The sequence below is a fragment of the Streptomyces sp. NPDC057474 genome, assembly GCF_042802555.1.
Lineage (GTDB): Bacteria > Actinomycetota > Actinomycetes > Streptomycetales > Streptomycetaceae > Streptomyces.
This window is the reverse complement of record NZ_JBHVDX010000058.1, coordinates 1-12,536: the sequence shown is the minus strand read 5'-3', so window position 1 is coordinate 12,536 and position 12,536 is coordinate 1. Positions and strand designations below refer to the sequence as shown.

Genomic DNA, 12,536 nt, shown 5'->3' with positions numbered 1-12,536 from the left:
CAGCTACGGCAACGGCGAAGGCGGCGAATGCCTGGAGGCCGCCTACACCTGGCGCAAGTCATCGCACAGCGACGGCGAGGGCGGCCAATGCGTCGAGATATCCCCCTGCCCCCACACCATCCACATCCGCGACTCCAAGAACCCGACCGGCCCCCACCACCTCGACCTCTCCCCCACGGCCTGGACCGCTTCCTCGCGGCCGGGGAAGCTCGTACCCTGCCCGCATGATCAGTCTCGGGCTGCTGGACGGCGCAGGGCGACGCGTCGCCCTGCATGACGTGGACGACGAGAACTGGCGGGCCGTCGCGGACGTCGCTCCGCTGGACGACCAGCGCCGGTACGTTCCCGCGCTGGCCGCTCGCTACCTGCTCCTGTCCCTGCGTGAGGGCGTATGGAACTCGCTCGCGGTGTGCGCCGACGACACCGTGGTAGGGCATGTCATGTGGGGGCGTGATGACGACGGCTCGTACTGGATCGGCGGAATGCTGATCGACGGTGCCGAGCAGGGCAAGGGGGTCGGGCGGGCGGCCGCACGAACCCTGATGCGATGGCTGGCGGACCGTACGGACTGTGAGGTCCTGCGCCTGTCGTACCACCCGGACAACACCACAGCCGAGCGCCTGTACACCTCGCTCGGGTTCCGGCCGGTGGCCCCCGTCGAGAGGGACGAGGACGAGGTGATCGCCGAGTTGTCCGCGAAGGCGGTCGGCGCAACGGCAGCCGAGTGAGGCGGATGGGCAGATCCAAGCCCCCTCCCCGCCAACCTCGCGCGTCGGCTGGACAGTTGACCTGAAGCACGGATGAGGCCTTTGGTAGCTGGGGCGCCGTGCGCGAGGAGGAGATTCCGCGCAACGTCGCCCGCCACGTCCGTACCGGCACACCTCGGCCCGCCGATTCGAACCCCTCACTGCCGCAGAAGCCCCAGATCCAGTCGGCCGTAGCACTCACGCGCACGGGTCGCGTACCGCCGCAGGGCCTGTGCCGTCTCCGCCGGCGACGACTCGGCGGGCGTCGGCCATGGTGGCTGCTGCACGTACTGGTTCTGGATGTACGTGGCGCTGCTCTGGTCGCCGGTCACGGCGGCGTACACGTCCCCACCGGCCCCGACAGCCCCGTCCCCGCCCGCGTTCACCCGCCTCGCGTCCCGCCCCATGGGGAGGACGGTAGCTCAGCGGCGCTCCTCGAAGTGCGTCACCGCGAAGATCCCCGCAATCACACAACTGAGCGTCCCCACGCTGACGAACAGTCCTCCGTCGTCGCCGGGCGGGACCAGCGGCATGTCCCACCCCAGCCCCCGTATGAGCACCCACGCGTACACCCAACCGGCCACCCCGAGGGCGGCGAACACCAGGGCGACCTTTCCGTTGGCCGAGGTGGGCAGGGAGCGTACGTGGTCCAGCACCTGTCGTCCGTCGAGAGCCTCCGCCTCTCCGCGCTGCTGCAGCAGGTGCCGCTCATGGAGGCCGAGGAACAGGAGAGCGATGACGCTCACCACCAGTGCGGCGGAGGAGAGGTGATCGGCGACGTTGTCGTCCGTGTCCGTCGAGCCGAAGGTCCGGACGGCTGACCAGCCCCACAGTACGGCGGCCAGGAACATGCCGGCCGAGCAGAGCTTGCCCCACTTCGAAGACAGCAGTCGCGTCACGCGTCTTCGGTCCATGCGGCCGCATGATATCGGCCTTGTCTGTGGGTGCGGCAGGCTGTTGAGCTGGAAAGTTCGTCGGTGTGTACAACCGGGCCCGGCTGAAATGACTCTTTGAAGGGGAGCCGGTCGAGGGGCGGCTCGGACGATGGAACGGGGTGGGGTCGATGAAGAAGCGTGGCGTTCTGCTGTGCTGTGGTGGGCTGGTCCTCGTGCTCGGGGCGGTCGGGGTCGTGTGGTGGAACTGGTTCCGGGCGCCGTACTCGCTCGCCGACTCGCCCCGGATCGATGTGACCGTGCGGGCCGAGAAGTCCGAGTATCCCGATGTCCGGGAGACCGCCGAGGACGTCGACACCGTCGTGCGGGCGTATGTGCAGCGGCTCAAGGCCGGCGACGTGGAAGGGCTCATGGAGCTTGCGGGGCCGGCGTACGACGGGACCCGGGGCGCCGCCTACGAGCAGGTGCGGGAGTTCGGCGAGGGCGCCCGTGGGCATGTCGACGTCACCGTGCTTGAGGGGGGCGTGGACTACTTCAACCCGGTCCGGCTCACCTACGACAGGACCGACCAGCAGCAGGAATTGCTGCTGGTCAAGGACGACGGGTACTGGTGGGTCGGGTTGGGAGAGGGCGATCCGGCGGCGGGGATGTCGGGCTAATTCCCGTACAGCTGCTCGATCTCCGTCGCGAACGACCTTTCCACGACCTCCCGGCGCAGCTTCATCGACGGGGTCAGGTGGCCCGCCTCCTCCGTGAAGCCGGCGGGGACGACCGTGAACCTGCGGATGGACTCGGGGCGGGAGACCAGGCGGTTGGCCTCGTCCACCGCTCGTTGCAGGACGGCTCGCAGGTCCGGGTCCGTGGCGAGGTGGTCGAGGGGGGTGTCCTGTTTGGCGTTCATCTGGGTCCAGTGGGTGATGCCCTCGGGGTCCAGGGTCAGCAGGGCGGTCACGTAGGGGCGGCGGTCGCCTATGACCATGGCGTGGGCGATGAGGGGGTGGGAGCGGAGCCAGTTCTCGAGGGGGGCCGGGGCTACGTTCTTGCCGCTGTCGGTGACGAGGATCTCCTTCTTGCGGCCGGTGATCGTGAGGTAGCCCTCGTCGTCGAGCTGTCCGATGTCGCCGGTCGCGAACCAGCCGTCGGGGCCCGCCGGGACGACGCCGCCCGCCTGGGGGTCCCAGTAGCCGCGGAAGATCTGGCCGCCGTGGAGCAGGATCTCGCCGTCGGCGGCTATGCGGACCCGCGTGCCGGGGAGGGGGCGGCCGACCGTGCCCAGGCGGGGGCGGTTGGGCGGGGTGACGGTCACGGCGGCCGTCGTCTCCGTCATGCCGTAGCCCTCGAAGACGTCGATCCCCGCGCCCGCGTAGAAGGCGGCCAGGCGGCGGCCGAGGGGGCTGCCTCCGCAGATCACGTAGCGGACCCTGCCACCCAGCGCTTTGCGGATCCGGCGGTAGACCAGGGGGTCGTAGAAGGAGCGGGCCGCCTTCAGGAAGGCGGAGGGGCCGGGGCCGGTGCCGTGCTGCTCCGCCTCCAGGGCCTCGCCGTAGCGGCGGGCGACGGCGGAGGCGCGGTCGTACGAGGACGCGCGGCCCATGCGTTCGGCGGAGGCACGGGCCGTGTTGAAGACCTTCTCCAGGACGTAGGGGATCAGCAGCAGGAACGTCGGGCGGAAGGACTTGAGGTCGGCGAGGAGGTCCTCCGTGCGGAAGCTCGGGGAGTGGCCGACGCGGATCCGCGCCCGCATGCAGGCGATCGCCACCATGCGGCCGAAGACATGGGCGAGAGGGAGGAAGAGGAGGGTGGAGGCCTCCTCGTCCGTCCTCGCGCGGAAGATGGGGTAGAGGAGGTCGATCGCGTTGTCGACCTCGGCGCAGAAGTTGCCGTGGGTGAGGGCGCACCCCTTGGGGCGGCCGGTCGTGCCGGAGGTGTAGATGAGGGTCGCCAGGGTGTCGGGGCCCAGCACCCCACGCCGTACGGCCACTTCCTGGTCCGACACGTCCCGGCCCAGCTCGGCGAGCCGGTCCAGGTGGCCCTTCTCGAAGACCCACATGTGGCGCAGGTCGGGGATGCGGTCGAGTTCGGGGCCGAGGGCGGCGGCCTGGCCCGCCGACTCCACGGCCAGTGCCACCGCGCCGGAGTCCTGGAGGATCCAGCGGGTCTGGAAGACGGAGGAGGTCGGGTAGACGGGGACCGTCACCAGGCCCGCCGCCCAGGCCGCGAAGTCCAGGAGAGTCCACTCGTACGTCGTCCGTGCCATGATCGCGATGCGGTCGCCCGGCAGCAGGCCCTCGGCGATCAGGCCCTTCGCCAGCGCGAGCACCTCGGCGGCGAAGTCGGCCGCCGTCACGTCCCGCCACCGGGGGCTGTCGTCCCCGTCCGTACGGTTGCCCGCCGTGCCGCCGCCGGTCTTGCCGCCGCCGGTCTTGCGGCTGAGGACGACCGAGTCGGGCTCGTGGGTCGCGTTGTCGAACGGGATGTCCGCGAGCGAGCCGTAGGTCACGGGCGTGGCGAGCGCGGGGACGTACGCCTCTCGCACGGCGCCGTCCAGCCGCTTCAACTCGGGTTCCACCAGCACGGGTTCGGTGCGTTCGAGGCTGGACACGGGCGGCTCCTGGGCATTCGGTGTGCCCGGATCGTACGGGGTTGGTGTGTGAGGTTCGTGTGAGTGTGGCGATGGTCCGGAGACGGAACCGGGCCGGGGATGTGCAGTGTCGCCGACCTCCCGCGCACGGCTCGCGCGCAGGTCAAGGGCGTACCAAGTTACCTGAGGGTCGTTCAGTTCCAGGCGTCCACCGAAGCCTTATCAGGGCCTTACCTTGGGTAACCTGACTTTCGGGTAAGAAGGCCGTCCCGCAGGTCGTGGGGCGCGGTCGCGGCCCGGACGAGCACTACGGCGAGCGCCGGGCGAGCACCACCGGCAAGCACTACGGCGAGCACCACCGGCGAAGGGGGAAACCGCCCGATGTACACCCTCACCCTCACCCAACCGCCCTCCCTGAGCCCCCTTCTCGCCCAGGGCGCCCTCCTCTCGCCGTACAAGAGCCTCAAACTCCCCCGCGCGACCTCCCGGCCCACGCCTCCCGCCCGGTTCGCCCGGCTCGTTCTCCCCGGTGTCCGGATCGATCTCGCGCGGCTCGCCGCGTACGAGCGCGTCTGCGGGTTCCCCACCGGGGAGGACGCCGTCCCGCTGACCTATCCGCACGTCCTCGGGTTTCCGCTCGCCATGCGGATCATGTCCGGCCGGGACTTTCCGCTGCCCCTCCTCGGGCTCGTGCACACGTCGATCGAGATCACCCGGCGGCGACGGCTGCCCGCCACGGGGGAGTACGAGATCACCGTGTACGTCGACGAGTTGGTGCCCCACCGCCGGGGCACCGAGGCGACAGTGGTGACCGAGGTGCGGGACGGGGGCGAGGACGAGGGCGAGGACGGAGACGGGCTCGCCTGGGAGTCGCGGAGCACGTATCTCACCCGGCACCGGCGGAGCGAGGAGGCACGGGCCGGCGGGAGCGAGCGGTCGCGGGAGGAGCGCGAGCCGTTGCCCGCCGTCGCCGAGTGGCGGTTGGCCGGGGATGTCGGGCGCCGGTACGGGGCGGTGTCCGGGGACCGGAATCCGATCCATCTGCACCCTCTCGGCGCCCGCCTGTTCGGCTTCCCCCGGACCATCGCGCACGGCATGTGGACCGTGGCCCGCTGCCTCGCCGAGCACGGCGCGCCCCCGGCGACCCTCGTCCGCGCGGAGTTCCGGGCACCGGTACCACTGCCGGGCGCGGTGACGTACGCGGCGGACGGACAGGCGTGGGGCGGCTTCGAACTCCGGAGCGGCGACACCCCCGGCCCGGGCGGGGCACGGGTCCATGTGAGGGGCCACGTCTACCCGCTCATTGCCTGAGCACACGTGAACAACATTCAAATTCTTCGTAGCTGACAGACGACGCACATCGTCGGCCTTTCGTCCAAATTACTTGCAGATCAAGGCAGTTGAGAATGCAGACACAGCGGACTCACAGGCTCCGCCCGGATTCCGCGAGAACACGCTCATCACACGCTCAGGAATCCTCCTTAATCTCTCCGCACTGCGCGAACATGCCGAACCGGGGCGCGCGCCGGACGATTCACGCCAGGAAGGGCCCTGCGCCATGCCTCCCAGACGCATCGCCGTACTCGCCGACTCGGACACCCGCTGGAAGTGGGGCGCGGCCGTGGCTCAGCAGCTCGCGCCCGGGCACGCGCTCGACGCGTACTTCCTGCGCGGCCGGTCGACCCCGACCGAGCGACAGCTCGCCGAGATCGGGATCGTGCCCGACACCCGGCGTGAGATATCGGCCGCCGAGCTGGTCGACGACGAGGAGCTGGCCGCCGCCGACATCGTGGTGATGGCCCTGCTGGGCGGTACGGTCCTCACGCTCACGCACAGCCTGGGGCTGGCGTGGGAGGGGCGGGAGCGGCGGCCGATCACGGTCACCGGGTACGTCGGGGTCGTCTACGAGAAGATGGTCGACGGGCTGATGACCCGCGCCGGCAGCGATGTCGTCCTCGCCAACTCGGCGTACGACGCGGGCCGTTTCCGAAGGGCGTTCACGAGTGTGGGCGTCGACCCGGACACGGTCGTGGAGTGCGCGTTGCCGTTCCTCGGTGGCGACCCCTATCTGCCGTCCTCCGGCGACCGGCCGTTCACGCTCACCTTCGCCGTGCAGCCGTCCGTGCCGAAGGGGAAGGCGGCGCGGCTCGCGCTGCTCGAACGGGCCGCCGCGCACGCCCGCCGTCACCCCGACCGGGAGGTGCTGATCAAGCTGCGCAGCATGCCCGGCGAGGCGACCACCCACGTCGAGGCCGACCCGTACCAGCTCCTCGTCGAGCAGCTGGCCGAGACCGCCCCGGCCAACCTCCGGCTCGTCTACGGCAACATGGGCGAGGTTCTCGACCGTACCGATCTGCTGGTGACGGTCAGCTCCACGGCCGCGCTGGAGTCGATGCACCGGGGCATCCCCACCGCGATCCTCACCGACTTCGGCGTCCGTGAGGCCCACGGCAACCACTACTTCCTCCACTCCGGCTGCCTCGCCTCCTGGGACGACATCGACGCCGGGGCGCTGCCGCAGCCCGACCCGGCCTGGTCGGCGGCCCAGGGCATCGGCAGGTCCGACCCGTACGCCGCCGCGCGCACCCGCGTCACCGCGCTCCGCGCCGCCGGCGCGCTCCCGCCGCTCCGCCCCTACTACACGCCCCAGCGCGCGAGCCTCTACCTCGGCGACCTCCTCATCCGCCACGGCCTCGACGAGAAGGGCCGCCCCCTGCCTGCGGCGCTCGGCGGCAGCGACCCCAGCCGCGTCAAGGCCGCGGTTCGCCGCGTGGCGCGCAGCGGGGCGAAGTCGCTGTACCGGGTGGGGCGGCAGAAGGTGGCACCGACTTTGCGGAAGTGGGGGGCGGCGTAACGGGGGTCTTGGGGGTTGGCTGTTCGGCTGCGGGTGGGTGGGGGCTGGTCGCGCGGTTCCCCGCGCGCCTTGACGGCATGGGTCGCGCCCGGAGTCTTCTAGGGGCGCGGGGAGCTGCGCGAGCAACCGCGAACCACCCGCAGCCGCCCCACAGACGTCACTCCCCGAGCTCTCTCGCGGCCGGCGGTGTCCAGGGGCGACCGTGCATGAGGTCGCCCAGACCGGCCCAGGCGAAGTTCATCAGGGTCGCGGCGGCCTGGCGGGCCGTGATGCCGGGCGTGGCGTTGGCCCAGGCGGCGAGGGCCTCGGCGGCCCCGACGAGGCCCTCGGCGAGGCCGGCGACCTCGCGCTCGGGCAGCGACGGGTCGCGGCGGGCCTCCCGGGCGGCGACCAGGATCAGCCCGGTCACGAACGCCACCATCTCCTCACGCATCGCCGCCACTTCGGCGGCGAAGGGTTCGCCGTGCGTACGGGCCTGGAGGTGCAGCACGGCCCAGGCGTCCGGGTTGCGCGCGGTGTGGGTGAAGAACGCCCGCAGCCCTTCCCAGAGTTGGCGGTCGGCGGGCAGTTCGGGGTTCACGCCCGCGCGTACGGCGGTGGTGAGTGCTTTGACCTCGCGGCGGATGCAGGCCGTGAAGAGGTCTTCCTTGGAGTTCAGGTACAGGTACACCAACGGCTTGGACACGCCCGCCAGTTCGGCGATCTCATCCATCGACGCGGCCCGGTAACCGCGCTGCCCGAAGGTCCGCACCGCCGCGTCCAGCATCTGCTGTTCCCGCACCGCGCGGGGCATCCGTTTGCTCTTCACAGCACCCATGCGGGCAAGCGTACGGTTCCGACGACGGGTACGGACCTGCGCGTCGGGCGGGTGATCTTTCCTACGGGCCTGCGAACGGGGTTGCGAACGGGCCTGCGTACGGTGCTACGAAGCCTTGCCGGACGTCGGCTGGGCGGTCTTGGTGGCTTCGTCGGTCTTGGTGTCCTCGGCCGGCTCCGGGCTCTGCGTCCTCGCCTCGTCGTCGACCTCGTCCTCCTGGCTGCGGTTGGCCGCGAGGTTGGACTTGACGCGGTCGATGGAGCGGTCGAGGCGGGGGGCGATCCGAGCCGAGGCGCGGTCGCGCTCCTTGCGGAGGGCGACGAAGCTGATCGGCGCGGAGATGAGCAGGGAGAGGACGACGATCCACATACCGTTGGAGGCGCCGAGGCCGCGCGGGGCGACGCCGGAGTAGACGAGGGCCCAGACGACCACGAAGCAGCCCACGAAGATACCGAGGCGCATCAGTGTGTAGCGGAGCATCTCAATCCACTCTTCCGTTTCCGTTCCGAACGTTGCCAAAGGGCATCGTCCAGTGAAGCACGGTCGGCGGGGGATCTTGCAGGGGGGTGTGGGGCTCGGTGCGGGGCAGAGCGCGTTGCGGGGCAGAGCGCCGCGTCGGGCCTCAGGTCAGGGGCAGGAGCATCGTGATGTCGTCGCGGTGGTCGTCGGGGGCGACCCGGATGGCGCCGGGGACTCGGCCGACCTCCTTGTAGCCGCAGGAGGCGTAGAAGTGTTCCAGGCCGAGGCCGCCTCGGCAGCCGAGGCGGATGGCGTCTATGCCGTCGAAGTCGCGGGCCGCGGTCTCGGCCGCCTTCATGAGGTCGCGGCCGTAGCCCTTGCCCTGGTGGGCGGGGTGGACCATCACCGTGTACAGCCAGACCCAGTGGGCCATCAGGCGGTGGGTGTTGAAGCTGAAGAAGGCGGTGGCGGCGGGGGTGCCGTGGCCGTCCAGGCCGAGGAGGAGGCGGTGTCTGCCTTCTGCCATGGCGGTCAGGTGCCTCAGGAGTTCCGGGCGTATCTCTTCCCGGGTGACCGGGGGGACGAAGCCCACGGCTCCGCCGGCGTTGGAGACGGCTGACCAGAGGGTGAGGATGCCTTCGTGGAGGGCCGGGGTGAGGAGGGGGTCCAGGTGGAACGTAAGGGGCATGGTGCGACCGTAGCCATTACATGCGGCTCACCTCAAGAGGGTTTCGCCCCCGCCGCCCCTACCCGTCCCATCCCAGGGACGGTGCCCCTTCGACCCCCCGGGCGCGGGTCCGTCGTGGTTGCTCGCGCAGTTCCCCGCGCCCCTGAAAAAGCAGGGGCGCAGCCCCTGCCTTTTCATCGGCCCGCAGACGAACAACCGGCCCGGTCAGACCCGCATCGGCTGGGGGGATTCCCGCCGCGCCGGGTCCGGGCCGTCGTACTCGCGGATGATCTCGTACTTCGTGTTCCGTTCGACCGGGCGGAAGCCGGCGTCGCGGATGAGGTCCAACAGGTCCTCGCGGGTCAGCTTGTTCGGCGTGCCGTAGTTGTCCGCGTCGTGGGTGATCTTGTACTCGACCACCGAGCCGTCCATGTCGTCGGCGCCGTGCTGGAGCGCCAGCTGGGCCGTCTGGACGCCGTGCATGACCCAGAAGACCTTGACGTGGGGGACGTTGTCGAAGAGCAGGCGGGAGACCGCGAAGGTCTTCAGGGCCTCGGCGCCGGTCGCCATCTGGGTGCGGGCCTGAAGGCGGTTGCGTACCTTGCCGTCCTGCATGTCCACGAAGTCGTGCTGGTAGCGGAGGGGGATGAAGACCTGGAAACCGCCGGTCTCGTCCTGGAGCTCCCGCAGGCGCAGGACGTGGTCCACCCGGTGGCGCGGCTCCTCGATGTGGCCGTAGAGCATGGTGCAGGGGGTCTTGAGACCCTTCTCGTGCGCCAGGCGGTGGATCCGCGACCAGTCCTCCCAGTGGGTGCGGTGGTCGACGATGTGCTGTCGGACCTCCCAGTCGAAGATCTCCGCGCCGCCGCCGGTGAGGGATTCGAGCCCCGCGTCGATCAGCTCGTCCAGGATCTCCGACGCCGTCAGCCCGCTGATCGTCTCGAAGTGGTGGATCTCCGTGGCCGTGAAGGCCTTCATCGACACGTTCGGGAGGGCGGCCTTCAGTTCCTTCAGCGAGCGCGGGTAGTAGCGCCACGGGAGGTTCGGGTGCAGGCCGTTGACGATGTGCAGCTCGGTGAGGTTCTCGCCCTCCATCGCCTTGGCGAGCTTCACCGCCTCCTCGATGCGCATCGTGTACGCGTCCTTCTCCCCCGGCTTGCGCTGGAAGGAGCAGTACGCGCAGGAGGCCGTGCACACGTTGGTCATGTTGAGGTGGCGGTTGACGTTGAAATGGACGACGTCGCCGTTCTTCCGCGTCCGCACCTCGTGTGCCAGCCCGCCCAGCCAGGCCAGGTCGTCCGACTCGTACAGCGCGATGCCGTCCTCGCGGGTCAGCCGCTCACCGGAGCGGACCTTCTCCTCCAGCTCGCGCTTGAGCCCGACGTCCATGCCCACACCTTTCACCGACCGACCTGCCTGCCTGCCTCGAAGACCTCGTCAACCCTACGTCTACTCCTCTACTCCTCCTCCGGCAGCTCACCCACCCGGTTCTCCCACTTCGTGGAGAGCACGATCGTCGTACGGGTGCGGGACACACCATTCGTGCCGGAGAGCCGGCGGATGGTCTTCTCCAGGCCGTCGACGTCGGGGGCACGCACCTTGAGCATGAACGAGTCGTCGCCCGCGATGAACCAGCAGTCCTCGATCTCGGCCAGGTCCCGCAACCGGGTCGCCACGTCCTCGTGGTCGGCGGCGTCGGAGAGGGAGATGCCGATGAGCGCGGTCACGCCGAGGCCGAGGGAGGCCGCGTTGACGGTGGCGCGATAGCCGGTGATGACACCGGCCGCCTCCAGCCGGTTGATGCGGTCGGTGACACTGGGTCCCGACAGGCCGACGAGGCGTCCCAGCTCCGCGTAGGAGGCCCGGCCGTTCTCCCTCAGGGCCTGGATGAGCTGCCTGTCCACCGCGTCCATGCGATCGGTTGCCTTCCGCTGAAGAGTTGCGTTGTGGGTGATGCGCGATCAGTGGGATGAGTCGGATGAGAGTGGTGCGGGGCCGGGGTGAGCGCGTTCGGCTCAGTCGCCCGTATGGGAAGCGCGCGCCCCGCCCAGGTCGCCCTCCCAGCGCCGGTACAGGGTGTGCGGGACGCCCGCCGCGTCCAGCGCCCGTCCGGCGACGAAGTCCACCAGGTCCTGGATGTGCGTGGCCCCCGCGTAGAAGGCCGGGGACGCGGGCAGTACGGTCGCGCCCGCCTCGTCCAGGGTCACCAGGTGCCGCAGGGTCTGCCCGTTCAACGGGGTCTCGCGTACGGCGACCACGAGGCGCCGGCCCTCCTTGAGGGTCACGCTCGCCGCCCTTTGCAGCAGGTCCTTGCTCAGCCCCAGGGCGACGCCCGCGACACACGCCGTGGACGCGGGGACGATCAGCATCCCCTTGACGGGGTAGGAGCCCGAGGACGGTCCGGCGGCCAGATCGCCCGCGCTCCAGTGCCGTACACGGTCGCCCTCGATGTCCACGGCGAACGTGCCGGGTTTGCCGTCGGCCCCGCGGGACAGCCATTCCCGCAGGTCGTCGCACCAGTGTGCGTCCCGGAAGGAGATTCCCGTCTCGTCCAGCAGGGTCAGCCGCGAGGCCCGGGACACCACGAGGTCGACGCTCTCGCCCGCGGCGAGGAGCGCACGCAGCACGGCCGCGGCGTATGGGGTGCCGGATGCGCCGGACACCCCTACGATCCAAGGCGTACGCGGCGTCTCTCCTGGCTTGACTGGGTTCACGACACCGAGCCTATCCGGCGCCGCGGGGCGGGAACCGGTCAAGGGGGCACGGCCGTTTCCCGGAGGGGACGAGTTGAGTCGGGGGTTGGACATGGCTGGTGGAGTACGTGGGGCGCTGAACGCGGAGCGGGAGTGGTCGCGCGGGGACCGTGTGAAGGCCGCGGCCAAGCTGATGGTGGGCTGGGTGGCGCTGCTGTGGATCCTCGAAGTGATCGACGTGGCGAGCGGTCACGCGCTGGACGACTTCGGCGTCATTCCGCGTTCGGTGCCCGAGCTGGTCGATGTCGTGCCCGCCGCGTTCATCCACTTCGGCTTCGGCCATGTCGCGGCGAACAGCGTGCCGCTGCTGGTGCTGGGCTTCCTCTCGGCGCTCGGGGGGCTGCGCCGCTTCGCCGCCGTGTGTGCGCTGATCATCGTCGCGGACGGGCTGGGGGTCTGGCTGATATCCCCGGACAACACGAACACGGCGGGGGCCTCCGGTGTCGTCTTCGGGCTCTTCGGCTTCCTGGTCGTCAGCGGGTTCGTCGAGCGTCGGCTGCTGGGGGTCGCGGTGGGTGTTCTCGTCGCGGCGGTGTGGGGTGGCTCGATCCTCGGGGGTATCGCCCCGACCGAGACGGGCATCAGTTGGCAGGGGCATCTGATCGGGTTGGTGACGGGGGTTGTGGCGGCCTTCTTGTTCCGGCGGAAGGCTGTCGTCTGAGAGCTCGGGGGGTGCTGTGCGTTGGCGAGTGCGGGTAAGCGGGGGCTGGTCGCGCAGTTCCCCGCGCCCCTGAGAACCCCGGGCGCTGCCCATGCCGTTCAGGGG

The 12,536-nt window shown here is 70.4% G+C and carries 15 protein-coding genes; 6 read left to right on the top strand and 9 right to left on the bottom strand.

The window, feature by feature from the left end; all coding sequences use genetic code 11:
* Positions 1-31 precede the first annotated feature (31 nt).
* Positions 32-277: a DUF397 domain-containing protein gene (locus ACFU53_RS18635; protein ID WP_383993149.1), complete on the top strand. Its 246-nt coding sequence runs from the start codon at positions 32-34 to the stop codon at positions 275-277.
* Entirely contained in the window at positions 225-728 is a 504-nt protein-coding gene (locus tag ACFU53_RS18630) for a GNAT family N-acetyltransferase (RefSeq protein ID WP_383993072.1), read from the top strand. The genes ACFU53_RS18635 and ACFU53_RS18630 overlap by 53 nt, the downstream gene beginning before the upstream one ends.
* Positions 729-904: 176 nt before the next feature.
* Here ACFU53_RS18630 and ACFU53_RS18625 read toward each other — a convergent pair whose 3' ends face one another.
* Complete coding sequence (locus ACFU53_RS18625) at positions 905-1,153, bottom strand: hypothetical protein (RefSeq protein WP_383993070.1); 249 nt, start codon at positions 1,151-1,153, stop codon at positions 905-907.
* Positions 1,154-1,168: 15 nt separating this feature from the next.
* Complete coding sequence (locus ACFU53_RS18620; RefSeq protein WP_383993066.1) at positions 1,169-1,660, bottom strand: hypothetical protein; 492 nt, start codon at positions 1,658-1,660, stop codon at positions 1,169-1,171.
* Positions 1,661-1,875: 215 nt separating this feature from the next.
* On the opposite strand from ACFU53_RS18620, the gene ACFU53_RS18615 reads away from it, so the two are divergent.
* On the top strand, positions 1,876-2,298 hold the full coding sequence (locus ACFU53_RS18615) for a hypothetical protein (protein ID WP_383993147.1): 423 nt from the start codon (positions 1,876-1,878) through the stop codon (positions 2,296-2,298).
* On the opposite strand, the gene ACFU53_RS18610 is transcribed toward ACFU53_RS18615, so the two are convergent.
* Positions 2,295-4,241, bottom strand: coding sequence for an AMP-dependent synthetase/ligase (locus ACFU53_RS18610; protein WP_383993063.1), 1,947 nt, complete (start codon positions 4,239-4,241; stop codon positions 2,295-2,297). The genes ACFU53_RS18615 and ACFU53_RS18610 overlap by 4 nt on opposite strands.
* 360 nt (positions 4,242-4,601) lie before the next feature.
* On the opposite strand from ACFU53_RS18610, the gene ACFU53_RS18605 reads away from it, so the two are divergent.
* Positions 4,602-5,531: a MaoC family dehydratase gene (locus tag ACFU53_RS18605; RefSeq protein ID WP_383993060.1), complete on the top strand. Its 930-nt coding sequence runs from the start codon at positions 4,602-4,604 to the stop codon at positions 5,529-5,531.
* Positions 5,532-5,778: 247 nt separating this feature from the next.
* Entirely contained in the window at positions 5,779-7,074 is a 1,296-nt protein-coding gene (locus ACFU53_RS18600) for a DUF6716 putative glycosyltransferase (RefSeq protein WP_383993057.1), read from the top strand.
* 157 nt (positions 7,075-7,231) lie between these two features.
* Here ACFU53_RS18600 and ACFU53_RS18595 read toward each other — a convergent pair whose 3' ends face one another.
* The 6 genes from ACFU53_RS18595 to ACFU53_RS18570 form a co-directional block, all read right to left on the bottom strand.
* A complete protein-coding gene (locus ACFU53_RS18595; RefSeq protein ID WP_383993054.1) occupies positions 7,232-7,891 on the bottom strand; it encodes a TetR/AcrR family transcriptional regulator in 660 nt (219 codons plus the stop codon).
* Between the two features lie 105 nt (positions 7,892-7,996).
* On the bottom strand, positions 7,997-8,371 hold the full coding sequence (locus ACFU53_RS18590) for a DUF4229 domain-containing protein (protein ID WP_383993051.1): 375 nt from the start codon (positions 8,369-8,371) through the stop codon (positions 7,997-7,999).
* Between the two features lie 142 nt (positions 8,372-8,513).
* Positions 8,514-9,038: a GNAT family N-acetyltransferase gene (locus ACFU53_RS18585; RefSeq protein WP_383993048.1), complete on the bottom strand. Its 525-nt coding sequence runs from the start codon at positions 9,036-9,038 to the stop codon at positions 8,514-8,516.
* 204 nt (positions 9,039-9,242) lie between these two features.
* Positions 9,243-10,406: an aminofutalosine synthase MqnE gene (mqnE, locus tag ACFU53_RS18580; protein ID WP_383993044.1), complete on the bottom strand. Its 1,164-nt coding sequence runs from the start codon at positions 10,404-10,406 to the stop codon at positions 9,243-9,245.
* Between the two features lie 68 nt (positions 10,407-10,474).
* Positions 10,475-10,930, bottom strand: coding sequence for an Lrp/AsnC family transcriptional regulator (locus ACFU53_RS18575; RefSeq protein ID WP_383993041.1), 456 nt, complete (start codon positions 10,928-10,930; stop codon positions 10,475-10,477).
* A 102-nt stretch (positions 10,931-11,032) separates the two neighbouring features.
* Positions 11,033-11,731, bottom strand: coding sequence for a UbiX family flavin prenyltransferase (locus ACFU53_RS18570; protein WP_383993038.1), 699 nt, complete (start codon positions 11,729-11,731; stop codon positions 11,033-11,035).
* A gap of 91 nt (positions 11,732-11,822) precedes the next feature.
* On the opposite strand from ACFU53_RS18570, the gene ACFU53_RS18565 reads away from it, so the two are divergent.
* Positions 11,823-12,431: a rhomboid family intramembrane serine protease gene (locus ACFU53_RS18565; RefSeq protein WP_383993035.1), complete on the top strand. Its 609-nt coding sequence runs from the start codon at positions 11,823-11,825 to the stop codon at positions 12,429-12,431.
* The last annotated feature ends 105 nt before the right edge of the window (positions 12,432-12,536 follow it).